This window comes from Flavobacterium sp. W21_SRS_FM3 (genome assembly GCF_052113625.1).
Taxonomy (GTDB): Bacteria; Bacteroidota; Bacteroidia; order Flavobacteriales; family Flavobacteriaceae; genus Flavobacterium.
Genome location: NZ_JBGQOD010000012.1, coordinates 24,872 through 47,529, shown reverse-complemented (window position 1 = coordinate 47,529; position 22,658 = coordinate 24,872). Strand labels below are relative to the sequence as shown.

General features: G+C 33.9%; 21 protein-coding genes. 9 read left to right on the top strand and 12 right to left on the bottom strand.

The features are described 5' to 3' along the window. Window positions 1–3: 3 nt before the first annotated feature. The gene (locus ACEN2K_RS14345) at window positions 4–1,080 is read left to right on the top strand and encodes a serine hydrolase domain-containing protein (RefSeq protein ID WP_441760021.1); all 1,077 of its coding nucleotides are present in this window, start codon (window positions 4–6) and stop codon (window positions 1,078–1,080) included. A gap of 188 nt (window positions 1,081–1,268) precedes the next feature. Here the strand turns inward: ACEN2K_RS14345 and ftsY are convergent, their stop codons facing one another. From ftsY to ACEN2K_RS14295, 10 genes are all read right to left on the bottom strand, one after another. After that, entirely contained in the window at window positions 1,269–2,222 is a 954-nt protein-coding gene (ftsY, locus tag ACEN2K_RS14340; RefSeq protein WP_441760020.1) for a signal recognition particle-docking protein FtsY, read from the bottom strand. Between the two features lie 126 nt (window positions 2,223–2,348). Then, the gene (locus ACEN2K_RS14335; protein WP_084157731.1) at window positions 2,349–2,501 is read right to left on the bottom strand and encodes a DUF4295 domain-containing protein; all 153 of its coding nucleotides are present in this window, start codon (window positions 2,499–2,501) and stop codon (window positions 2,349–2,351) included. Between the two features lie 76 nt (window positions 2,502–2,577). After that, window positions 2,578–2,760 carry a 50S ribosomal protein L33 gene (gene rpmG, locus ACEN2K_RS14330; RefSeq protein WP_007138097.1) on the bottom strand — a complete coding sequence of 61 codons (183 nt, stop codon included), beginning with the start codon at window positions 2,758–2,760 and terminating at the stop codon, window positions 2,578–2,580. A gap of 30 nt (window positions 2,761–2,790) precedes the next feature. Continuing rightward, complete coding sequence (gene rpmB / locus ACEN2K_RS14325) at window positions 2,791–3,027, bottom strand: 50S ribosomal protein L28 (RefSeq protein WP_072941276.1); 237 nt, start codon at window positions 3,025–3,027, stop codon at window positions 2,791–2,793. 72 nt (window positions 3,028–3,099) lie between these two features. Continuing rightward, entirely contained in the window at window positions 3,100–4,353 is a 1,254-nt protein-coding gene (locus tag ACEN2K_RS14320; protein ID WP_441760019.1) for a CinA family nicotinamide mononucleotide deamidase-related protein, read from the bottom strand. A 102-nt stretch (window positions 4,354–4,455) separates the two neighbouring features. Continuing rightward, window positions 4,456–4,800, bottom strand: a complete 345-nt coding sequence (locus tag ACEN2K_RS14315; RefSeq protein WP_441760018.1) for an Hpt domain-containing protein — start codon at window positions 4,798–4,800, stop codon at window positions 4,456–4,458. After that, complete coding sequence (locus ACEN2K_RS14310; protein ID WP_441760017.1) at window positions 4,800–5,411, bottom strand: fumarylacetoacetate hydrolase family protein; 612 nt, start codon at window positions 5,409–5,411, stop codon at window positions 4,800–4,802. Before ACEN2K_RS14310 ends, ACEN2K_RS14315 begins: the two co-directional genes overlap by 1 nt. Before the next feature lie 64 nt (window positions 5,412–5,475). Then, complete coding sequence (locus tag ACEN2K_RS14305; RefSeq protein ID WP_441760016.1) at window positions 5,476–6,246, bottom strand: exonuclease domain-containing protein; 771 nt, start codon at window positions 6,244–6,246, stop codon at window positions 5,476–5,478. 175 nt (window positions 6,247–6,421) lie between these two features. Further along, the gene (locus tag ACEN2K_RS14300) at window positions 6,422–7,726 is read right to left on the bottom strand and encodes a dihydrolipoamide acetyltransferase family protein (RefSeq protein WP_441760015.1); all 1,305 of its coding nucleotides are present in this window, start codon (window positions 7,724–7,726) and stop codon (window positions 6,422–6,424) included. Between the two features lie 84 nt (window positions 7,727–7,810). Further along, window positions 7,811–8,974, bottom strand: coding sequence for a glycosyltransferase family 2 protein (locus ACEN2K_RS14295; protein WP_441760014.1), 1,164 nt, complete (start codon window positions 8,972–8,974; stop codon window positions 7,811–7,813). Window positions 8,975–9,178: 204 nt separating this feature from the next. Between ACEN2K_RS14295 and ACEN2K_RS14290 the strand changes: the two genes are divergently transcribed. The 3 genes from ACEN2K_RS14290 (at window position 9,179) to ACEN2K_RS14280 (ending at window position 13,612) form a co-directional block, all read left to right on the top strand. Beyond that, window positions 9,179–10,144 carry a T9SS C-terminal target domain-containing protein gene (locus tag ACEN2K_RS14290; RefSeq protein ID WP_441760013.1) on the top strand — a complete coding sequence of 322 codons (966 nt, stop codon included), beginning with the start codon at window positions 9,179–9,181 and terminating at the stop codon, window positions 10,142–10,144. Window positions 10,145–10,253: 109 nt separating this feature from the next. Continuing rightward, window positions 10,254–11,525 (top strand): DUF445 domain-containing protein, encoded by a 1,272-nt coding sequence (locus tag ACEN2K_RS14285; RefSeq protein WP_441760012.1) that lies wholly within the window; start codon window positions 10,254–10,256, stop codon window positions 11,523–11,525. A gap of 224 nt (window positions 11,526–11,749) precedes the next feature. Continuing rightward, the gene (locus ACEN2K_RS14280) at window positions 11,750–13,612 is read left to right on the top strand and encodes an ABC-F family ATP-binding cassette domain-containing protein (protein WP_441760011.1); all 1,863 of its coding nucleotides are present in this window, start codon (window positions 11,750–11,752) and stop codon (window positions 13,610–13,612) included. A gap of 506 nt (window positions 13,613–14,118) precedes the next feature. Here ACEN2K_RS14280 and ACEN2K_RS14275 read toward each other — a convergent pair. Next, window positions 14,119–15,666: an SDR family oxidoreductase gene (locus ACEN2K_RS14275; protein ID WP_441760063.1), complete on the bottom strand. Its 1,548-nt coding sequence runs from the start codon at window positions 15,664–15,666 to the stop codon at window positions 14,119–14,121. Between the two features lie 160 nt (window positions 15,667–15,826). On the opposite strand from ACEN2K_RS14275, the gene ACEN2K_RS14270 reads away from it, so the two are divergent. Further along, window positions 15,827–16,606, top strand: a complete 780-nt coding sequence (locus ACEN2K_RS14270) for an O-methyltransferase (RefSeq protein ID WP_441760010.1) — start codon at window positions 15,827–15,829, stop codon at window positions 16,604–16,606. Between the two features lie 55 nt (window positions 16,607–16,661). Here ACEN2K_RS14270 and ACEN2K_RS14265 read toward each other — a convergent pair whose 3' ends face one another. Further along, window positions 16,662–17,321: a hypothetical protein gene (locus ACEN2K_RS14265; protein WP_441760009.1), complete on the bottom strand. Its 660-nt coding sequence runs from the start codon at window positions 17,319–17,321 to the stop codon at window positions 16,662–16,664. A 350-nt stretch (window positions 17,322–17,671) separates the two neighbouring features. On the opposite strand from ACEN2K_RS14265, the gene ACEN2K_RS14260 reads away from it, so the two are divergent. The 4 genes from ACEN2K_RS14260 (at window position 17,672) to ACEN2K_RS14245 (ending at window position 22,580) form a co-directional block, all read left to right on the top strand. Then, the gene (locus ACEN2K_RS14260; protein ID WP_441760008.1) at window positions 17,672–18,358 is read left to right on the top strand and encodes an ABC transporter ATP-binding protein; all 687 of its coding nucleotides are present in this window, start codon (window positions 17,672–17,674) and stop codon (window positions 18,356–18,358) included. 67 nt (window positions 18,359–18,425) lie between these two features. Then, complete coding sequence (locus ACEN2K_RS14255; protein ID WP_441760007.1) at window positions 18,426–21,350, top strand: M16 family metallopeptidase; 2,925 nt, start codon at window positions 18,426–18,428, stop codon at window positions 21,348–21,350. A 275-nt stretch (window positions 21,351–21,625) separates the two neighbouring features. Continuing rightward, on the top strand, window positions 21,626–22,195 hold the full coding sequence (locus ACEN2K_RS14250) for a cob(I)yrinic acid a,c-diamide adenosyltransferase (protein ID WP_441760006.1): 570 nt from the start codon (window positions 21,626–21,628) through the stop codon (window positions 22,193–22,195). 163 nt (window positions 22,196–22,358) lie between these two features. Next, window positions 22,359–22,580 carry a DUF2795 domain-containing protein gene (locus tag ACEN2K_RS14245; protein WP_007138072.1) on the top strand — a complete coding sequence of 74 codons (222 nt, stop codon included), beginning with the start codon at window positions 22,359–22,361 and terminating at the stop codon, window positions 22,578–22,580. Window positions 22,581–22,658: the final 78 nt, after the last annotated feature.

Here is a 22,658-nt window from a genome sequence, read left to right as displayed (position 1 = left end):
ACGATGTCAAAAGCAAGTTTATTTATACTCACGCTATTATTGTGCTTTAGCTGCACCACTGAAAAAGCAGAAAAAGATAGTAATAATCAAACAAATACAGCCCCCTACTTCCCACCGCTAAATAATACAAATTGGGAAACAAAATCAGTGGCTGATATAGGTTGGAAACAAGAAGCTGTACAGCCCTTAATAGACTATTTAACACTTAAAAATTCCAAATCATTCATCATATTAATCAACGGCCGTATTGTCATAGAGCATTATTTTAACGGACATTCCGCAACTACTAATTGGTACTGGGCTAGTGCGGGCAAAACCTTAACTGCAACTATTACCGGAATTGCAGAGCAAGAGGGCTTTATAAATAGTAATAATAAAGTCTCTGATTATATTGGCACAGGCTGGACAAGCCTACCTTTGGCCAAAGAAAACCTGATCACAAATAAACACCTACTAACCATGACTTCTGGCTTAGAAGACGTCAACAATGGTGATGGCGTAGACCCTGCAAGCCTCACTTTTAAAGCAGATGCGGGAACTCGTTGGGCATACCATAATGTATATGTAAAATTGCAAGATGTGGTATCAAAAGCAACAAAGCAATCATGGAGTAGTTATTTTAACTCCAGTTTGAGGGATAAAATTGGCATGGAAGGTGCTTGGTTCGAATCAGGTAATAATTCAGTTTATGCAAGCACAACAAGAAGTATGGCCCGTTTTGGACTCTTAATGGCCAACAAAGGGAAATGGGAAAACAATACGATCTTAAATGAAAACTATTTTAATGCGGCTACAACTACATCACAAAACATCAATTTAGGTTACGGCTACTTATGGTGGTTAAATGGAAAAAGTAGTTACCACTTACCGCAATCGCAGTTACAATTTTCAGGCAGCATTATTCCTTCAGCTCCTAACGATATGTATATGGCATTAGGGAAAAATGACCAAAAAATATACATTGTACCTTCTAAAGAAATGGTAATAGTTAGAATGGGAGATGCCGCTGACAATGTAAATCTAGCCTTATCTAATTTTGACGAAGAGCTTTGGAAGAAAATTAGCACTTTGTACCAATAGTACTACTGCCTTCTTGTTCTTTTGGTTAAACCAAAAACAAAGAAAGCAATACCGACAACCAATAGTATATAGTAAAAAATGATGCTTTTGTCTCTAATAATATTGGCAATAACAAAGCAAATAACACTAATTAAGTATAGTGAGATAGAACTTAAATTTTTAATAGAAGAAAAATTCATTGAACTCTTTTATTTGAAAAAACTGTCTACAAATTCATATTTATTAAAGACTTGTAAATCTTCAATTCCTTCACCCACACCTATGTACTTTACAGGGATTTGAAATTGATCTGAGATACCAATTACCACTCCACCTTTGGCTGTTCCATCTAATTTAGTTACTGCCAAAGAAGTCACCTCTGTAGCAGCTGTGAATTGTTTTGCTTGTTCAAACGCATTTTGACCTGTTGATCCATCAAGAACTAACAATACATCATGTGGCGCCTCCGCAACTACTTTTTGCATGACACGTTTCACTTTAGTTAATTCATTCATTAAATTAACTTTGTTATGCAAACGTCCAGCTGTATCAATGATGACAATATCAGCATCTTGAGCTACAGCAGACTGTAATGTATCAAATGCAACAGAAGCAGGATCACTTCCCATATTTTGTCTTACAATAGGAACACCCACTCTATCTGCCCAAATTTGTAATTGGTCAATTGCTGCTGCTCTAAAAGTATCTGCAGCACCTAGAACTACTTTGTATCCTTGCTTTTTAAACTGGTATGCAAGTTTTCCAATGGTCGTTGTTTTACCTACACCATTTACTCCTACCACCATCAAAACATAAGGTTTTGTGTTTATAGGAATAACAAATTCGGTTGCTTCACCCGTATTTGTTTCAGAAAGTAAGCTGGCAATTTCTTCTTGTAAAATTTTATTAAGCTCATCTGTACCTAGGTATTTATCCTCAGCGACACGAGCCTCAATTCTAGTAATTATTTTTAGGGTAGTATTCACGCCTACATCCGAAGAAACAAGTATTTCTTCTAAATTATCCAAAACGTCATCATCAACTTTAGACTTTCCGGCAACGGCCTTACTTAACTTAGTAAAAAAAGTTGTTTTTGATTTTTCAAGACCTTTGTCTAAAGTTTCTTTTTTCTCTGATGAAAATATTCTTTTGAAAAAACTCATAGTGTAAACAGAATTAAAATGAAGCATTAGACACAATGAACTAATACTATTTCTAAGGGGTAAAGATAGAAAATAAAAAAGCTACTTCCGAATGAAAGTAGCTTTTCTATATAATGCTTTTGTTAATTATTTCTTTTTCAAGAACTCATCAACTAACTCAGGAGCTATAATAGTTTCTACGAAAGTATATGCACCAGTTTTTGGAGATTTCACCATTTTGATGGCTTTTGATAATCTCTTAGAAGAAGTTTGTAACGTTGCTACTGTTTTCTTTGCCATGATTTAAATGTTATATGTATTTTAATAAAATCTCTAAATGAAAAACCATTTGAGATAATATTTAAATCTCTAATTATTATTTAATTTCTTTGTGAAGAGTCACACGTTTCAAAACTGGATTAAATTTCTTAATCTCTAATCTATCTGGAGTGTTTTTCTTGTTCTTTGTTGTAATGTATCTTGAAGTTCCTGCAACACCTGATGTTTTGTGCTCAGTACATTCTAAAATTACCTGGATTCTATTACCTTTCTTTGCCATCTTGCTATTTTTTTATATTGGAATTAAAGATTATTTAATAAATCCTTGTGACTGTGCTTTTTTCAAAACAGCTGCAATTCCATTTTTGTTAATTGTTTTTATCGTAGATGCTGCTACTCTAAGAGTAATCCATCTATCTTCTTCTGGAAGATAAAAACGCTTTTTCACTAAGTTAACAGAAAATTTTCTCTTAGTTTTATTCATAGCGTGAGAAACGTTATTTCCTACCATCGCTCTTTTACCTGTAAGGTCACAAACTCTTGACATTATACTTATCTTTTATCGTTATTCAAAATCAGGGTGCAAAGAAAAGAAAAATAAACCTATTAAGCAAAATAATTAAAGGACATTTTTTAAAATTTCTTTCTGCACCATTTCTAAACTCTTATACACAGCTCTATCTATCACTTTATCACGGGGTTGCCCAAAATTAAATTCTTCAACAAATACTGCATTTGGTGTAGCCAATGCAATAAAAACAGTGCCTATTTCTGCATTTGAATCTCCTTTTGACGGCCCAGCATTTCCTGTTGTCGCTATAGCATAATCAGATTTCATTAATTCTTTTACACTCAAAGCCATAGCTGACGCCACCTCAGCGCTTACCACTGAAAATTCCTCAATTAATTGCTCCGAAATTCCAAGCGCTTCTATTTTAACATCGGTTGCATAAGACACCACGCTTCCTCTAAAATAATTTGAAGCTCCACTCACAGAACTCAACAACGCGGCTATTGAACCACCAGTACAACTTTCGGCTGTCGCAATCGTTTTATTTTGTTTTTTAAGCAATTCACCTATTACAACCTCAATGGTTTCTTCCTCGTCAAAACCAACAATAATATCATTGATTATCGCATCTAAAGTATGCACATATTCCGCAATAAGATTCTCCAATAAAAGCTTATCAGTTCCTCTTGCAGAAAGTCGCAAACGCACTCTTCCCGGACTAGGTAGATAAGCTAGCTTTAAAAACTCAGGAAGACTATTTTCCCAACTTTCAATGCGCTCTGCCACCATACTTTCTCCCTGACCATAAGTTAGAATTGTTTTATGAATAATGTACGGGCGACTGTATTCTTTTACAACCTTTGGGATGATTTCATTTTCTACTAAATATTTCATTTCATAGGGAACACCAGGAAGCGATATAAAGACCGTATTTTCCTTTTTCATCCACATTCCGGGAGCTGTACCCATTTGATTATGAAGCACAGTACATTTTGACGGAACCAAAGCTTGATCTCTATTAATCTGTGTTATGGGTCTTTTATAAAATCCTTCTATCAGTTGTATCACATGCACTAAAACATCTTGATCAACCACCAAATCATCTTCAAAATAATCGCAAAAAGTCTTCTTAGTTACATCGTCTTTTGTAGGACCTAACCCTCCAGTAACTATCACTAAATCCACTTTGTTTTGAAGTGCTGAAAAAGTCTCTACAATATGCTGCTTATCATCACTTATCGAAATCATTTCGTTTATCTCAACACCAATTCTATCCAATGATTTAGCAATAAAAGCTGAATTAGTATCTACAATTTGACCTATTAAAATTTCGTCACCTATGGTAACTATGGTTGCTTTCATATTACAAGTTCAAATTTGGTTATATAAAGAAAATTCAACACTCAAATAATTTGAATGTTGAATTTTAATAGTTGTTAAAAACAGTGATACTCTTGTACTAAACTACAAATCAAAGTCTTTTTTAATTTCTTTTATAGCATCATGTACTTGATTTTTGATACTTTTAAAAGTATCTTCTATATCTTTCTTTTTACCCTCGATCTTTGTCCAAGCTTCTACTTGAAGAATTTCTTCAAAAGCTACATTAAGACCTAACAAGTCTAATGTAGGTTTGATCTTATGCGCATAAGCATAAGCATGTTTGTGATCCTTCTTTTTTATTCCTTCTTTAATTTGAATTAAATCATCTGGAACTTCGGTCACAAACAAGGTTAGAATTTCGTTTACAAATTCTGGGTCGTTATCTGAAAGTGCGTACACTTTTGAAAGGTTGTAGTTTAAAGCCATTATTTTACTTGTATTCTAAATAGTTTTTCTCCTTCTAAAAATCCTTCTAATACATCATCTGGTTGCACTGCAGCTACTCCAGCTGGTGTTCCCGTAAAAATAATATCACCAATTTTTAATGTGAAAAATTGTGAAACATACGCAATAAGCTCATCAATTTTCCACAACATCAAACTGGAATTTCCTTTTTGAACTGATTTATTATTATTAGTTAATTCAAAAGTAAGATTTTCTAGCGAACTAAATCGCTCTTTTGGTAAAAAATCTCCTATCACTGCTGATCCGTCAAAAGCTTTTGCTTTTTCCCACGGCAAACCTTTTGCTTTTAACTTCGTCTGCAAATCTCTAGCGGTAAAATCAATCCCTACACTTATTTCATCATAATACTTATGAGCAAACTTAGGTTCTATGTACTTTCCTACCTTATTTATTTTAACGACAATCTCAATTTCATGATGAATATCTTCTGAAAATTCAGGAATCACAAAAGGATGTTGTTTTAATAAAATTGCCGAATCGGGCTTCATAAAAACCACGGGCTCTGTTGGCCTTTCGTTCTTCAATTCTTCTATATGTTCAGCATAATTTCTGCCAATGCAAATGATCTTCATAACTTCAATTTAAATTTTGAGCTCTTTATTCTGGTGTTTTTCCCCAAATAAATTACGCTAACAGCTATTTCGTATTTAACTTTCTAAGTTTTATTGCCGTCAACACTTTTTTAGTATACAAAGGAAAATCAGCATTTTGAATCCAACTAAAGTATCCTGGCTCTGTATCAAGAACATGATCTACCTTCACTCCTTTGTGTTTTCCAAAAGAAAAAACTTCATTCCCATCTTTATCAAACGAAATCATTCCTGCAAAATCAGCATTTTTCTTTCTTGTCGAAAATTCGGAAAGCAACTTCATATCGTTTTCTAAATCAGGATAGCGCTCTAATTGTGATTTCAAAATCTCATAAGTAGCCATAGTATCCGCTTCGGCAGAATGTGCATTTTCTAGCGTTTCTCCACAATAAAACTTAAAAGCAGCACTTAAAGTACGCTCTTCTTTCTTATGGAATATCGTTTGCACATCTACGGAGACTTTATTCTTCATATCAAAATCTACTCCTGCTCGAAGCAATTCTTCTGCTAGTAGCGGAATATCAAAACGATCTGAATTAAAACCCGCTAAATCGCTGTCTTTGATCATATTGTACACTTGAGGCGCTAATTCATTAAAAGTAGGCTCATTAGCTACTTTTTCATTTGTTATACCATGCACAGCTGTTGTTTGTGGCGGAATTGGAATCGTAGGATTCACTAACCACGTCTTACTTTCTTTGTTACCGTTAGGATAAACTTTAAATATTGCTATTTCTACAATTCTATCTTTTCCAATATCAATTCCTGTTGTTTCCAGGTCGAAAAAGCAAATTGGTTTATTGAGTTTAAGTTCCATTTTTTGTTTTTGATTGAATACAAATATAAAGGTTTGTGTTTGAATTTATTTATAGAATGCAGGATAATATTTCGATCAAAAAAATCAGAACGCTTCTATAATCAAAGATTTTACAAAAGAAAACCCGACAGAATTAAAAAAACTGTCGGGTTTATAATACTGTATAAAGTAAAGTCTATAAATCTCTATTTACATCAAATGCTTCTAAATATTCAGCCACTCTTTTTACAAAACTACCTCCTAGAGCACCATCTACAACACGGTGGTCATAACTGTGCGATAAGAACATTTTTTGGCGAATTCCTATAAAGTCACCTTCTGGAGTTTCTATTACTGCAGGCACTTTTCTAATTGCACCTAAAGCTAATATACCTACTTGCGGTTGATTAATAATCGGTGTACCAAAAACACTTCCAAACGTTCCCACATTTGTAACGGTATACGTTCCTCCTTGTGTGTCGTCTGGTTTCAATTTCCCCATTTTAGCACGGTTCCCTAAATCGTTTACCGCTTTCGCCATTCCTACAAGGTTCAATTGATCAGCATTTTTAATAACTGGCACAATTAAGTTACCGTTAGGCAATGCTGCTGCCATACCTAAATTAATATTTTTCTTTTTGATGATATAATCCCCATCTACAGCAATATTAATTCCAGGATAATCTTTTATTGCTTTAGCAACGGCTTCCATAAAAATAGGCGTGTAAGTTAACTTCTCACCTTCTCTTTTCTCAAAAGCATTTTTATTCTTCTCTCTCCATTTTACAATATTAGTCACATCTACTTCTATAAAAGATTGCACGTGAGCTGATGTTTGTAATGACGCGGTCATGTAACCAGAAATCAATTTACGCATTCTATCCATCTCAACTACCTCATCTCCTCCATTAACAGATACTGGTGCTGCTTTTTGAGCAACTGGAGCTGGAGCGGCCTTAGGAGCCTCTACAGTTTTTATAGGAGCTGCAACAGCTTGACTTCCTTTATTTTTAACGTAATCTAAAATATCATTTTTAGTAACACGTCCTTCTTTTCCAGTTCCTGCTATCTCTTCTAATTCAGCAACAGAAACTCCTTCTTCTTTAGCAATATTTTTTACTAACGGAGAGAAAAACTTATCTGATTCTGATAAATCTGTAGGAGTAGCCACACTTTCTTTAGCGGTTTCTACTGTTTTAGTCACTTCAGCAACAGCTGCAGGAGTTGCAGCATCTGTAGCTTCAATTGCACTATCTCCTCCTTCAGTTTCAATGATGGCAATTGTTTGACCAACTTGCACTAAATCATCTTTACCAAATAATTGTTCCACTAATATTCCTGAAACTTCACTAGGCACTTCGCTATCCACTTTATCAGTTGCTATCTCAAGTACTGCCTCATCAGCTTCAATCTTATCACCTACCTCTTTTAACCAGTTTGTAATGGTTGCTTCAGCGACACTTTCTCCCATTTTTGGAAGTTTCAATTCAAATCTTGCCATATTGTTAACCTAAAAGGTGATTTTTGTTTTCAGTTTGCGAAATTACTAAATATTTTAAATATAAATTACATTTACTGTAATTTTTCAATCGATTTTTATAACCGTTCCTCGCCCATTAGAATCATCACTTCCTATTAGAAATGCACTATTTCTAGGCTTTATTTTAAAGCTTAACCCCTTATTTTTCAATGAGTGTAGCCCCAAAATAATTTCTTTAAAAGAAACAGACGCATTATCAAAAAGTATTTCGGTAGGTAGTTTACTCTTAATCTTTGACGAAATTACCATTTTTTCTGCTTCAAAAACGTCAAACACTACTTTTTTTTGAAGCTTAGTTTGCAATTTATTCACTAGTTCATCTGTAGATGCGTACAAGAGGTATTGCTCTGGTTTTTCTTTTACAAATGCCTGACCTTGGTTTTTCTTAACAAAAGAAAATAAGAATGCTCCCAATTTCATAAACCTCAATAAGAAAATAGCTGTCTTAAAATGCTTCTTGTAAAAATAGGTCATCGCTTCTTCAAAACGCTTCCTGTAGACCAAATCCTTAATCGTACTTTCACCTTTGTAATGAATAACGATTGTATCTGCAAAATAGTAATTGCTTTTACCCAAAAGCAAAGCTCTATAAGATAAGTCAATATCATCAGAATACATAAAACAGTCCTCGTCAAACCCTTTTAATTCTATATATAAATCCCTTTTAAGAACCATAAAAGCACCTACTAGAATAGAGACTTCAGCTGTTTTATCTTGCGCTACATGTTGCGCATAGTATTGATTGAATACTCTAGAATTGGGGAATAATTTATACAAAGCTGTCATCTTAGTAAAAGCTACCCAAGGGGTGGGAACTCCGCGTTTGCTCTCTGGCAAGAAGTTTCCTGAACCGTCGATCAATTTTACACCAATAATCCCTACATTTTTTTGCCTTTCGGCGAAAGACAAGACCTTTAAAAAAGTATCTTCAGCAACTACGGTATCAGGATTAAGAATACATACATACTTGCCTTTAGCTTGCGCTACGCCCTTATTATTCCCTTTTGGGAAACCTAAATTCTCATTGTTTTCTATTAATTTTATAGTGGCAAAACGCATTTTCATCATCTCCACACTGCCATCAGTAGAATTATTGTCGACAACTATAATTTCGCTTTCTATATTTGTAAGTGCACTTTGTACACTTAAAACACAGAGTTCTAAAAAATAGCGAACATTATAATTGAGAATAATAACAGAGAGTTGCATGCATCAAAGATATATTTAATGAGGGAAAGTCACAAAGTTTACATTTAAAAAACCATACTTCCCCTTAGCCCTGATGGAGCCGATATCCTTTGTAAGGAACGAGCAAAGATAAAGGCGAGAGCAGGAATTCTATCTACAAATAGCACCGATTAATTCGCTTCTAATTTTTAAAATAATCCTTTAGAAACAATTACTTTTGATGATATGAAAATCGCAAGCATACTCTTTCTATTCTTTACAAGCCTAACTTATGCCCAAATTGCGGGCTGCACTGATGCCCTTGCCAAAAACTTTAATCCTCTTACTATCCTAAATGATGGTAGTTGTCAATATCGCTTCACTAAAATTAAACCCACCTATACCGCCACGCTTTCAGAAAAAGTAAAAGAAACTTCTGGTTTATTGTTATACGATACATTATTGTGGACTCATAATGATGATCATGACACCGCATTATATGCTGTAGATACAGTAGGAAATATCAAAGAGAAAATTGTGTTGCAAAATGTAAAGAATACTGACTGGGAAGAAATCTCCCAGGATAGCAGCTACTTCTATATAGGTGATTTTGGAAACAATGTATCTGGTAATCGAAAAGACTTGCGTATTTTAAGAATTGAAAAAAAGTCTCTTTATTCAAATCTCCAAAAAATAGACAGCATTTCGTTTTCATATTCCAATCAAACGGATTTTTCAGCTGTAAAGTCAAATACTACAAATTTTGATTGTGAAGCATTTATTGTAACACAAGACCGTATTTATTTGTTTACCAAAGAATGGAGTAGTCAGAAAACCAGCGTATATAGTTTACCTAAAACGGCCGGAAAACACATTGCACAATATCAAGAAACCATAAATACCAAAGGGCTAATTACTGGAGCTACTTATGTTCCTGAAAAAAAAATGATCGTTTTATGTGGCTACAGTAAATCACTATCTCCATTTATTTACCTGCTGTATGATTTTCAGGACACCCCATTTGCTAGTGCTAATAAACGCAAAATAAAGCTCCATTTGCCTTTTCATCAAGTCGAAGGCATTGCTACAAAAGATGGAATTCATTATTATATCTCTAATGAAAATTTTACAAGAAAACCTTTTATAAATACCGTACAACAATTACATCAATTTGACCTAAGTCCTTTTATATCGCAACATCTAAGGCAATAAATTACTATTTTATATTGCTTTATCGTAACTTTATCTTATGTAAAAACATCTTGCTACAATAGATTTACTAATTATTTATTTTCCAATTTCTAAAAGCCACCATTATATTATGAAAAACAAACTTGGATCCATCTCTTTACTTATTGCATTTGCTGGCTTTCTATTTTTTGAAGTGCTATTGCGGTTAGAAATAATTAATCATCAAGCTTGGAAAATTGTGATTGCTGGTTTTGAGGCTGCAACTATCGGTGGATTAGCTGACTGGTTTGCAGTCAGTGCTTTGTTTCATGAAATTCCGATTCCTTTTGTACGTAAACACACAAATATTATTGCTAAAAATAGAGAAAAACTGACCGAAGGTATCGTAGATTTAGTAACCAACAAATGGCTTTCTCCAGATGTTATTGCTGAAAAATTAAACGAAGTGGACTGGGCCAAAACTATATTGGATTTCGTCCAACAACCCAAAAATCAAAATAATATTATCAGTTTGATCCAAAATATTGTTTTAAAATTTACAGATGAATTAGACAATCCAAAATTTGCTGCTGCTTTACAAAAAATACTTCGTGAGCAAATTGCCCATATCGATATCGCTTCTCCTCTGGGAACTTGGTTAGAAAAAGCAATAAAAAATGGCGACCATCATCAAATATGGGAATTGATTATTGATGAAAGCGCTAAAAGCATTGCTAATAATGAGACAAGAGAACTACTTTTTGAAAAACTTAAAATTGCCGCAGCAGAATATTCAGATAAAGGTTTTTTCAAAAAAGCAACCTTATTTCTAGCGAAAAAAAGTGGTGGCATCGATTTAGATCTGATTACTGATGAATTGCTTTCTAAAGCAAAAGAACTTTTATTAGAAGCTAAAGCAGATGCTAATCATCCTATTAGAATTAAATTTGATGACTGGATATTTGAATTCGCGCAACAGTTAATCAGTGGCGATGAAAAGTCAATTACTCTGATACAGAATTTTAAAGAACGTGTGCTACAGCATGTAGAAGAGGAAAGAGTAATTCAAAAACTATTAAGTAGTTCAAAAGAAAACCTTTCTGCTCAGCTTAAAAACAACGACACGCCGCTCATGCAATTCTTAATTGGTAACCTGAATCGTATGCTGGCTGATTTACAAGAAGACCCTATTGCACAGCAGAAAATAAATCACTGGATTCAGGAAACCGTCTCAGAATTACTAGTGAAGTTTCAAAGTGAAATAGGAAATATGGTTCGAACCAGCATGATGAAACTCAACAATAAAGAATTAGTCGAACAAATAGAAGAAAAAGTGGGTAGCGATTTACAATACATTCGTTTGAATGGTGCCGTTGTGGGTGGGCTAGTAGGAATTGTAATTGCGCTGCTTAAATTACTTTAACCGAAGTTCTACATAACTATAAGTGCGTTAAGTAATTCCCTTATTTCAACAGTGTTGTCAAAAACTTAGCGCTACAAAAAAGTTCTTCTTTCAGAATAATTTTATCCTTAAAATAATAACCTACCTTTGCGCGGTGGTTTTTTTGGTCCCCTCTTAATTAGAGATGGAATTAGAAAATATTTTCTAAAAAAACCTAATCATAACAAATACACCTAGGAATACGCATGAATTACTTATCTGTTGAGAATATTTCAAAGTCGTTTGGAGAACGCACCCTTTTTAAAGACATTTCGTTTGGAATTAATAAAGACCAAAAAATTGCTTTTATAGCCAAAAACGGTTCTGGAAAAACAACCATCATGAGCATCATTAATGGCCTTGATGAACCAGATACTGGGCAAGTGGTGTTGCGAAAAGGCATTAGAATGGCCTTTTTATCTCAAAACAACAACTTACAAGAGGAGTTAACAATTGAAGAAAGTATTTTTGCTTCTGATAATGAAACCTTAAAAATCATTGAAGCTTACGAAAAAGCACTTGAGAATCCAGAAGACGAAGAAGCTTATCAAAAAGCTTTTGATGGAATGGATCAACACAATGCTTGGGATTTTGAGACACAGTACAAACAAATTTTGTTTAAACTAAAACTAGAGGATTTTAAACTAAAAGTAAAAAATCTTTCTGGTGGACAAAAAAAGCGTTTGTCCTTAGCCATCATTTTAATCAATCGTCCTGATCTATTAATTCTGGATGAACCTACAAATCACTTAGATTTAGAGATGATTGAATGGTTAGAAAGTTATTTTACCAAAGAAAATATTACGTTGTTTATGGTGACGCACGACCGCTTCTTTTTAGAGCGTGTGTGTAATGAAATCATCGAATTAGACAATGGAAAATTATACCAATACAAAGGAAACTATTCTTACTATTTAGAGAAAAAAGAAGAGCGTATCGCATCAGAAAACTCTAGCGTAGATAAAGCCCAAAACCTATTGGTTAAAGAATTAGAATGGATGCGTCGTCAACCAAAAGCACGTACAACCAAATCTAAATCTCGTCAAGATGACTTTTATGTAATAAAGGAAAAAGCACAAAGCCGTCGTCGTGAAAACAAAGTAGAACTTGAAATTAATATGGAACGTATGGGAAGCAAGATTATCGAGCTTCACAAAATCTCCAAAAAATTCAAAGACCATGTGATTATGGATAATTTTAGCTTTGATTTCCAACGTGGAGAACGCATTGGAATCATTGGTAAAAACGGAACAGGAAAATCGACTTTTTTGAATTTATTGACAGGTACCCTACCGCTGGATTCTGGAAAAGTAGTGATGGGAGAAACCATTAAAGTAGGTTATTATACCCAAAGCGGAATCAATCCAAAACCAGGACAACGTGTTATTGATGTTATCAAAGAATACGGAGAATACATTCCGTTGATGAAGGGAAAAATAATATCGGCTTCACAGTTATTAGAACGTTTCTTATTTGATGCTAAAAAGCAATACGATTTTGTAGACCGTTTAAGTGGTGGAGAATTAAAGCGTTTGTACTTGTGTACTGTTTTAATTCAGAATCCCAACTTTTTAATTCTAGATGAGCCTACCAATGACTTGGACATTGTAACATTGAATGTCTTAGAAAGCTTCTTGCTTGATTATCCTGGCTGTTTGTTAGTGGTTTCTCACGACAGGTATTTTATGGATAAAATTGTAGATCATTTATTCATTTTTAGAGGTGATGGTGTTGTCGAAGATTTCCCTGGAAACTATTCTGATTTTAGAGCCTATGAAGACAGTGCCGATGTAGCTCAAAAAGAAGAAAACAAAGCCGAAAAGAAAGACTGGAAACAAAACAATCCAACAGGTAATTTAACTTTTAACGAACAAAAAGAATTTCAGAAAATAGAAAGAGAAATTAAAGACCTAGAAGAACAAAAAGCCAAAATCGAGCTTTTATTTTCAGAAGGAAAAGTGGCAGAAGCAGATATCGAGAAAAAAGGTAACGAACTGCAAAACCTCATTAATAAAATGGAAGCCAAAGAAGAACGCTGGTTTGAATTAAGCGCCAAAATGGAGGGATAATCATCAGACAACATAGTATTTTTATAATAGCCCCAACAATTCTAGAGATTATGCTAGAATTGTTGGGGCTAATTATTTATACATTTAAAAAATAAAACTAGCGGATATCCAAAGACGGATGTAGAAATTTAAGCTGTAGTTTTAAATGTATTGTATTCCAGTTCTCAACATGAATTTTACATATTTTAAAACTGTACAGTTTTTTCAAACTTTCTATTTCTTTTTCAAACTCAGATAATTTTAAGATTAAATTATTTTCACCGATAGAAAAAGAAAACTTTACCAAAGTATTACTTTAACTGTTGAAAGTTCTTCAACTCGTTTTTTAATGACTTTTATCATCTTATTAAATTTTAAATAGGATAACTTAATTGCTATCATTGTTAAAACTAAAAGATGCATTTCTTGTTACAGAAAATCTAAAAATAAATGGAAGTGAATCTAAAAAAACCACAACAAAATATTAATTTGCTGTGGTTTTCTTATTTACGTATGCTTTTATCTTCTTACCAAGGAATTGGATTATAGTCTTTTAAGAATTTACCGCTCCAGTGTTTCCCGCTATTGATTCCATCAAACAATGGATCCATTACTCGGGCTGCTCCATCTACAATATCTAACGGTGGTTGAAAATCTTCTAATTCTTGTTTCTTTTTGGCAAGTTCTGCGGGGTCTTCATCAGTTACCCAACCGGTGTCTACTGCATTCATAAAGATACCGGATTTCGCCAATTCTCCAGCTGCAGTATGCGTTAACATATTTAAAGCTGCCTTAGCCATATTGGTATGTGGATGACGCGCTTCTTTAAAAAAGCGGTGAAACTTTCCTTCCATTGCCGATACATTAATAATGTGTTTTTGCCCTGTATTGTCTTTTTTCATTACTTCCGAAAGGCGGTTGCACAGGACAAACGGAGCAACTGAATTTACTAATTGTACTTCTATCATTTCAGTAGTTTCAATTTGACCCAACTTCAAACGCCAGCTGTTCGTTTTTCTTAAATCCACTTGCTGTAAGTCGGCATCAAGTTCTCCTTCTGGAAATACTTCTGTAGCCACAAGTGCATTGTCAAAAGAGTACGGAATCTGAGATAATTTGGCGGAAGCCCTTAAACCAATTCCTGGCTCAGGTCCGTGCCAAGTTACTGGCATATTTTCATTAGATGACGCGCCAGACGTTAGTACTTTTAATTCATCCAAACAGTTTACATGATCCAGTAATAATTCTTGTGCTTGCTTAGGCAAAGTCGCAATTGGGCGCTCTTCATTTTCCATCATATGAGTATAAAATCCCGCAGGACGTCGTACTGTTTGTGCAGCATTGTTGATTAAAATATCGAGTCGTTCGTACTTTTGTTCTATAAAATTACAGAAAATCTCTACTGAAGGAATATGCCTTAGATCTAAGCCGTGGATTTTTAAACGGTGTCCCCAGTCCATGAAATCAGGTTCTTTACCAAATCGCAATGCCGAATCAACTGGAAAACGGGTAGTAGCGATGACGGTAGCGCCTCCTCGAAGTAACATCAACGTAATATGATAGCCAATTTTTAATCTAGAACCCGTTATAACAGCCACCTGCCCCTTTACATCAGCTGTTTGAAAACGCTTAGCGTAGTTATAATCGCCACAATCTATACACATCGTGTCATAGAAGTGGTGCATTTTAGTAAACTCAGTTTTACACACATAACAATTCCTAGGCGTTTCAAGTTCTTGTTGTTCTTTGTGCGCTAATTCATGAAAAGGCAATAATTTAGGAGCGACAAAGACACTAGCTTCTCGAGCATAGCGAATCCCTGTTTCTTTACGAGCAGTTCTATCGCGCTTTTCCATTTTGCGTTTAGCCGCTAATTTACCATCCTTTTTTCTACGAGAAAGTTCGTCGCGATCAGGTCTAGAAAATTGCCCTGCTGCTTTTATCAAAGCTGTTCTCTGCTCTTTTGGGATATCAAATATTTGATCTGTGTCGTTATTTAACTGAGAAAGAATGGCAATGCAACGGTTAATTTCTTCCGATGTGATTACAGCTTCCTCTATTCGTTCTTCATTCATCATCTTCAAAAATGGTATGTGTATTGTTTTTAAGAGCGCAAATATAGTTTTTTTTGAAGTGCCATAATTTTGAAGTGATAAGTATCTTTTAAACTTTAAAAAGCCAACACGCATTAACTCCTAAACTTTGTACCTTTGCCACTTTGAAGCCTGAAAAACTATGTTATTCCAAATAAAATCCTATTTAAAATTCCTTTGGTATTCTAAAAACGAACATGCGGTTCATTCCCCTTTTGTTTTCACATTAATTACTAAGTGTTTTTATGATAAGAAGCCTAAACCTGAATATGCTATTTTAAAAGAATATAGAAAATCTCTTTTGGCAAACACGAGTACGATTGAAGTAACCGACTATGGGGCTGGTTCAAAAGTATTCCAATCGAATACCAGAGTTGTAGCACAAATCGCAGCAACAGCGGGAATTTCTAAAAAACGTGCTGAATTACTATTTAGAATTAGCGCCTACTTTGAGGCAGAATCGATATTAGAAATAGGAACATCATTAGGACTAGCCACTACTGCACTATCATTGGGAAACAAAAAGGCTAAAATCACAACACTAGAAGGCTGTCCCGAAACTGCCAAAATTGCCCAAAATCAATTTCAAGAATTTAAATTAGCTAATATAACTTCTGTTGTGACTCAATTTGAAAGTTATTTGAACGACTTGAAACTTGAAACTTTACACTTCAAACTTATATTTTTCGACGGCAATCATTCTAAAAAAGCGACTGTAGATTATTTCGAAAAATTACTTTGCACTGTTACTAATGATACAGTATGGATTTTTGATGACATCCACTGGTCAGCAGATATGGAGGAAGCTTGGAAAATCATTAAGTTGCATCCTAGAGTTACAGTCACAATTGACACTTTTCAATGGGGATTTGTTTTCTTTAGAAGAGAACAACCAAAAGAACATTTTATCATTCGCGTTTAAACAAAAAAAATGACAGCCATTGCTGACTGTCATTTTTCATCGAATTAACAACTTATTATTGTTTTGCTTTTTCCATTTCTTCAGATTTTGCTCCCATTCTGTTAACAGTATACATTGGTGCAAATTTCAATTTTAATCCAGCAATTTTTCTGTTATCTTCAGAAGACAAACCTTCTTTTTCTACAGTATTTTTTCTGCTGTCTAATGCTTCATACATTAATTTGATTTCATCCCAGTCTTCACGAGAATATTTATCTTTATTATCTTCAACTGTATGTACAAATTGTTGGTAAACACCGTGAATGTTTGATGCATTAACCCATGAAAAATCCATATCATCTCCTACTTTACCTTCACCAAATAATGAGTTTCTCATTGTTTGTTTTGGACTTGGAGCAGCAGCTTCCATTTCAGCTTGCATTTTCGCTTTCATAGCTTCATATTTCATTTTTGAAGCCTCTATTTTTTCTTTTGCTTTTTGGTCATCTTTTAAGTCAGACAAAGCTGTTTCTGCTTGATTACTTTTAAGTTCGTAAGTAGCTTCGATTGCTTGCCAGTTTGCTTTAGCATCTTCTGCTGCAACATTCTCAAGTGAGTCAACATATACTACATAGGTATCAACTGTTTTTTCTGCTTCTTTTTCTTTTTCACCTTTACAAGATGTAAAACCTAGTGCGATAACCGCTAATCCTAAAACTAATTTTTTACTTTCCATAATGTTTGATTTTTTGATTTATTAAATATTATAGAACAAATGTACATTGCTTTGTATTGTATTCAATATAAACATGTTAATCTTGTAAACTAATTCTAAAATTGTGAAATAACAGTTTAAATATGCTAATACTATAAGATTAGTATTAAATAATATAAGCTAGTCTACAACTTAATAATGTAAGAAAAGCAGTGGTAAATATGAAATGTTAATTTGAATTACAGTCAACTTTAAAAAAAGCAATAATTAATTATGGTGTAACAAAAATCTAATTTGAGCTACCAATAGTATATTCAAAAGTCTTTTGTACTTTTAAAAAACGAAAATCTAATTCAAATCTATATAGAGCAATGGCAAACCCATTAATTAAAATTACTGATATAAAAAGAGACTTTGTTCTTGGAGACGAAATTGTATATGTCTTAAAAGGCATTGATTTAGAAATAAACAAAGGAGAGTATGTGGCATTGATGGGACCTTCAGGTTCTGGGAAGTCAACTTTAATGAATCTTTTAGGATGTTTAGATACTCCTACGTCGGGAACTTATATATTAAATGGTAAAGATGTAAGTAAGATGAAGGATGATGAATTAGCTGAAATTAGAAATAAGGAGATTGGTTTTGTCTTTCAAACATTCAACTTATTACCTAGAACAACTGCCTTAGACAATGTAGCCCTGCCTATGATATATGCTGGTTATTCTAAATCAGAAAGAAAAGCGCGTGCCGAAGAAGTTTTGACTCAAGTAAGCTTATCTGATCGAATGGATCATCATCCTAACCAACTATCAGGAGGTCAAAGACAACGTGTCGCAGTAGCAAGAGCACTGGTTAACAATCCATCTATTATTCTAGCCGATGAGCCTACAGGAAACTTAGACAGTAAAACCTCAGTAGAAATCATGAAGCTTTTTAATGAAATACATGCTAACGGGAATACGGTTATTCTTGTAACACATGAGGAAGAAATTGCTGAGTATGCGCACCGCGTCATTCGTTTACGTGACGGCGTAGTGGAAAGCGATACCCGAAAATAAAATAATTATTCACTATAACAACCACTTTTTAAATAGCATCCATTTTACAACTAACAAACAAAAAAACATGAAAAAAACAATTCTAGTACTGCTAACACTGTTCATAAGTGTCGTATCTACTGCACAAAACCAGTTTGAATGGAAAAAACAAACTAGCAATGGTTATGAATACAGATATGTAAACAATGACCCTGCGAAAGCACGATTTTACACTTTAAAAAATGGCTTAACCGTTATTTTAAGCCCTACAAACAAAGACCCAAGGATTCAGGCTTATGTGGCCATAAAAGCAGGAAGCAAAACTGATCCCGCTACCCATACTGGATTAGCACACTATCTAGAACATATGCTTTTTAAAGGTACTGACAAATACGGTACCCTTGACTGGAATAAAGAAAAAGTGGAGCTTGACAAAATCGCCGATTTATATGAGCAATATAACCAGACGAAAGACGATGCGAAAAGAAAAGCAATTTACAAAGTGATTGATTCAATCTCTGGTGCTGCAAGTAAATTTGCAATTGCTAATGAGTACGACAAAATGATGTCGGCAATGGGAGCGCAAGGAACGAATGCATTTACTTCATTTGAACAAACTGTATATACTGATGATGTTCCTAGTAGTTCATTAGACAAATATTTAGCTGTACAAGCTGAGCGTTTTAGAAATCCTGTTTTTAGAATATTCCATACAGAGTTAGAAGCGGTTTATGAAGAAAAAAACAGAACCTTAGATAGCGATAGCCGTAAGGTTTTTGAAGAATTATTTTCTAGTTTGTTTAAAAAACACAACTACGGACTTCAAACTACGATAGGAACTGTTGAACATTTAAAAAACCCGTCACAAGTAGAGATTAGAAAATATTTTAACAAATATTATGTTCCTAACAATATGGGAGTTATTCTTTCTGGTGATTTCAATCCGGATGAAGTAATTGTTAAAATCGACAAGACTTTTGGTCAAATGCAGGCAAAACCTTTTGAGAAATATACGTTCCAAAATGAAGCACCCATCACTGCTCCTATAATTAAAGAAATTGTAGGTCCAGATGCCGAAAACTTAACATTAGGTTATCGCCTACCTGGAAACAAAGACAAAGATGTTCTTCTAGCGGATCTAGTAGGGAAAATTTTGACTAATGGTAAAGCTGGTCTATTAGACCTTAACCTGGTTAAAAAACAAAAATTACTAAATGCTAGTGCTTTTACCTATACCCTTATTGATCACGGTATTTTATATTTATCTGCTGCACCTACAAACGGTCAATCACTAGAAGAAGTAAAAACATTAGTTTTAAATGAAATCGAAAACCTTAAAAAAGGAAATTTTGATGACCAGTTGATTACCTCTATCATTAACAATATCAAAAAAGATAAGATTTACGAAACAGAAAAGTATTCAGATAGAGCCAGTATCTTAATGGATGCCTTTACAGCTGAGTTAGATTGGAAAGACCAAGTTGCTTATGTAAATGATCTTTCGAAAGTTAAAAAAGAAGATATTGTTGCTTTTGCCAATAAATATTTGGGTGAAAACTACGTAGCTATCTTTAAAAGAAAAGGAGAAAAATCTACTTCAGAAAAAATTGAAAAACCACAAATCACACCTGTAGAAACAAATGCTGACAAGCAGTCTCCATTTGTAGCCAGTATAGATGCAATGCCAAGTAACGCAAGTAAGCCTGTTTTTATCAATTATGATAAAGACATCCAGAAATCAAATATTGGGCCTGCAACTGTTTTATACGTACCTAATAAGGACAACCAAATATTCCGTTTGAAATACAGATATAAAATTGGAACCTTAAATGATTTAAAACAATCATTAGCCACACAGTACATTAGTTTTTTAGGAACTGATAAAAAATCTTCTGAAGAAATTGCCAAAGAATTTTATACCATAGCATGTAGTTTCAAAGTGAGTACCGGGGAAGAATATACAACGGTAAGCATTGAAGGATTACAGGAAAACTTTGACAAAGCAGTAAAACTGTATGAAGAAGTAATTACAAATGTACAGCCAGATGAAGCGGCTCTAAAAGCATTAATTGCAAGAATTACTAAGTCTAGAACTGATGCTAAAGCAAATAAAAATGCTATTCTTCAAGGATTGACAAGTTACGCTATGTATGGAGCAAAAAACAAGTTCAACAATAACCTTTCTGATGCGGAATTAGCAAACATAACTGCAGCCGAATTAGTTAAAAGTATTAAAAACTTAAACAATTACGAGCAAACAGTAATTTATTACGGACCTAAGGAAATTAAATCTTTGGTAAGTGACTTACAAAAAATTCACAGCATCCCTTCAAAATTTGCTGTTGCCAGTCCTGCTCAAGAATTCAAACAATTGACACAGACCAAAAACCAAGTGCTTTTTGCTGACTACGACATGGTTCAAGCAGAAACAAGATGGATTAGAAACACAGATAAATATGACCCAAAACAAAATACAGTGGTTAATGTATTTAACAACTACTTTGGTGGCGGAATGGGATCTATTGTTTTCCAAACCATAAGAGAAAGTAAAGCTTTAGCGTATAGCACTTTTGGATTCTATGTTAGTCCACAAAAGAAAGAAGACCAATACTACTATATTGGATATGTAGGAAGCCAGGCGGACAAATTCAAAGATGCTACTGCAAGTATGAATGAATTGTTAAATACAATGCCAGAGCTAAACGGAAATTTACTTTTAGCAAAAAATCAAGTTAAGAAAGATATCGAGACAGAGCGTATCACTCAAGACAATATTATTTTTAACTATTTAGCAGCAATAGAACTTGGATTATCTGATGACATTAGAAAAGATACTTACAGTACTGTAGACGGAATTAAAATGAGTGACGTAGTTGCATTTGAAACGAAACAATTCTCTAACAAACCGTATACTTATGCCATTGTAGCCTCAGAAAAAAACCTTCCATTAGAGGAAATGAAAAAATTAGGTGAGGTTAAAAAATTATCTTTAGAAGAAATTTTTGGATATTAATCCAAAACCATTTTAAATAAAAATAGCTATTCGAAAGAATAGCTATTTTTATTTAGTGAAGATATATTTATAAATGATTTTTTTCTTTCCCCATCAATACTTTATCTTTGAAGGGATTAAAAGTTCTAATAAATGCTACTCTAATTTCATGTAGCATAATAGGCTATTACTGTACTGCCTATAAAATCATTTAATGATACAGTGCAAAGAAAAGGTAATCAAGAAATAATTAATAAAGCTAGTTATTCTATACTAGTCATTTACCGCTTAATCTTATGAAAGTATATACAAAAACAGGTGATAAAGGAACAACTGCCCTATTTGGAGGGACACGCGTACCAAAGGATCATATTAGAATTGAAAGTTATGGAACCGTAGACGAATTGAATTCGCATATAGGCTTAATTAGGGATCAAGATATGGATCACCATTATAAAACGATATTAATCGAAATACAAGATCGTTTATTTACCATAGGAGCCATACTTGCCACACCACCAGAAAAAGAAGTAATGAAAAATGGCGAATTACGCTTGCAAAAGTTAGGCATTACTGAAAGTGATATTGAATTATTAGAAAATGAAATAGATAGCATGGAAGAAGCGCTTCCGCCAATGACACACTTTGTATTACCTGGTGGTCACACTACAGTGTCATATTGTCATATTGCCCGTTGTGTATGCCGTCGTGCAGAGCGCCTTGCCGTACATTTAAGCCATAATGAACCCGTTGCTGATATAGCAATTAAGTACTTAAACCGACTTTCTGACTACCTTTTTGTCTTGGCACGGAAGTTGTCTTTTGATTTGAATGCTGAGGAAGTTCAATGGATTCCGCGTAAATAATCAGTTAACTGAATAAGGGTAAACAGTGACAAACTGAACACTAAAAAACCAAATACTGAACATTAAAAAAAACACGTTCTTAACTTTTTTATAAAATAAATAGATTTTTACTTGTCTTTTTCAGTAAAAAAATTATTTTTGCACAAAACTAAATCGACAAAAGATGTATTGGACATTAGAATTAGCATCCTATCTTAGTGATGCACCGTGGCCTGCTAACAAAGACGAACTTATTGATTACGCTATACGTGCTGGTGCTCCATTAGAAGTAGTAGAAAACCTACAGTCTATTGAAGACGAAGGCGAGATATATGAATCAATGGAAGAAATCTGGCCTGATTACCCTACTGACGAAGATTATCTTTGGAATGAGGATGAATATTAAAGAATAAAACCCAAGAAAAAGTCTCAAAAGAGGCTTTTTTTTTGGTTAAATTTACAACATAAAACAAATTAGAAATAC

Excerpts from the sequence above, each read along its gene's own strand:
- ACEN2K_RS14270 (WP_441760010.1), top strand. The coding sequence starts at position 15,827 with ATGTTATTCCAAATAAAATCCTATTTAAAATTCCTTTGGTATTCTAAA.
- ACEN2K_RS14250 (WP_441760006.1), top strand. The coding sequence starts at position 21,626 with ATGAAAGTATATACAAAAACAGGTGATAAAGGAACAACTGCCCTATTT.
- ACEN2K_RS14345 (WP_441760021.1), top strand. The coding sequence starts at position 4 with ATGTCAAAAGCAAGTTTATTTATACTCACGCTATTATTGTGCTTTAGC.
- ACEN2K_RS14300 (WP_441760015.1), bottom strand. The coding sequence starts at position 7,726 with ATGGCAAGATTTGAATTGAAACTTCCAAAAATGGGAGAAAGTGTCGCT.
- rpmG (WP_007138097.1), bottom strand. The coding sequence starts at position 2,760 with ATGGCAAAGAAAGGTAATAGAATCCAGGTAATTTTAGAATGTACTGAG.
- ACEN2K_RS14285 (WP_441760012.1), top strand. The coding sequence starts at position 10,254 with ATGAAAAACAAACTTGGATCCATCTCTTTACTTATTGCATTTGCTGGC.
- rpmB (WP_072941276.1), bottom strand. The coding sequence starts at position 3,027 with ATGTCAAGAGTTTGTGACCTTACAGGTAAAAGAGCGATGGTAGGAAAT.
- ACEN2K_RS14290 (WP_441760013.1), top strand. The coding sequence starts at position 9,179 with ATGAAAATCGCAAGCATACTCTTTCTATTCTTTACAAGCCTAACTTAT.
- ACEN2K_RS14260 (WP_441760008.1), top strand. The coding sequence starts at position 17,672 with ATGGCAAACCCATTAATTAAAATTACTGATATAAAAAGAGACTTTGTT.
- ACEN2K_RS14255 (WP_441760007.1), top strand. The coding sequence starts at position 18,426 with ATGAAAAAAACAATTCTAGTACTGCTAACACTGTTCATAAGTGTCGTA.
- ACEN2K_RS14320 (WP_441760019.1), bottom strand. The coding sequence starts at position 4,353 with ATGAAAGCAACCATAGTTACCATAGGTGACGAAATTTTAATAGGTCAA.
- ftsY (WP_441760020.1), bottom strand. The coding sequence starts at position 2,222 with ATGAGTTTTTTCAAAAGAATATTTTCATCAGAGAAAAAAGAAACTTTA.
- ACEN2K_RS14305 (WP_441760016.1), bottom strand. The coding sequence starts at position 6,246 with ATGGAACTTAAACTCAATAAACCAATTTGCTTTTTCGACCTGGAAACA.
- ACEN2K_RS14295 (WP_441760014.1), bottom strand. The coding sequence starts at position 8,974 with ATGCAACTCTCTGTTATTATTCTCAATTATAATGTTCGCTATTTTTTA.
- ACEN2K_RS14280 (WP_441760011.1), top strand. The coding sequence starts at position 11,750 with ATGAATTACTTATCTGTTGAGAATATTTCAAAGTCGTTTGGAGAACGC.
- ACEN2K_RS14275 (WP_441760063.1), bottom strand. The coding sequence starts at position 15,666 with ATGAATGAAGAACGAATAGAGGAAGCTGTAATCACATCGGAAGAAATT.
- ACEN2K_RS14245 (WP_007138072.1), top strand. The coding sequence starts at position 22,359 with ATGTATTGGACATTAGAATTAGCATCCTATCTTAGTGATGCACCGTGG.
- ACEN2K_RS14335 (WP_084157731.1), bottom strand. The coding sequence starts at position 2,501 with ATGGCAAAGAAAACAGTAGCAACGTTACAAACTTCTTCTAAGAGATTA.
- ACEN2K_RS14315 (WP_441760018.1), bottom strand. The coding sequence starts at position 4,800 with ATGGCTTTAAACTACAACCTTTCAAAAGTGTACGCACTTTCAGATAAC.
- ACEN2K_RS14265 (WP_441760009.1), bottom strand. The coding sequence starts at position 17,321 with ATGGAAAGTAAAAAATTAGTTTTAGGATTAGCGGTTATCGCACTAGGT.
- ACEN2K_RS14310 (WP_441760017.1), bottom strand. The coding sequence starts at position 5,411 with ATGAAGATCATTTGCATTGGCAGAAATTATGCTGAACATATAGAAGAA.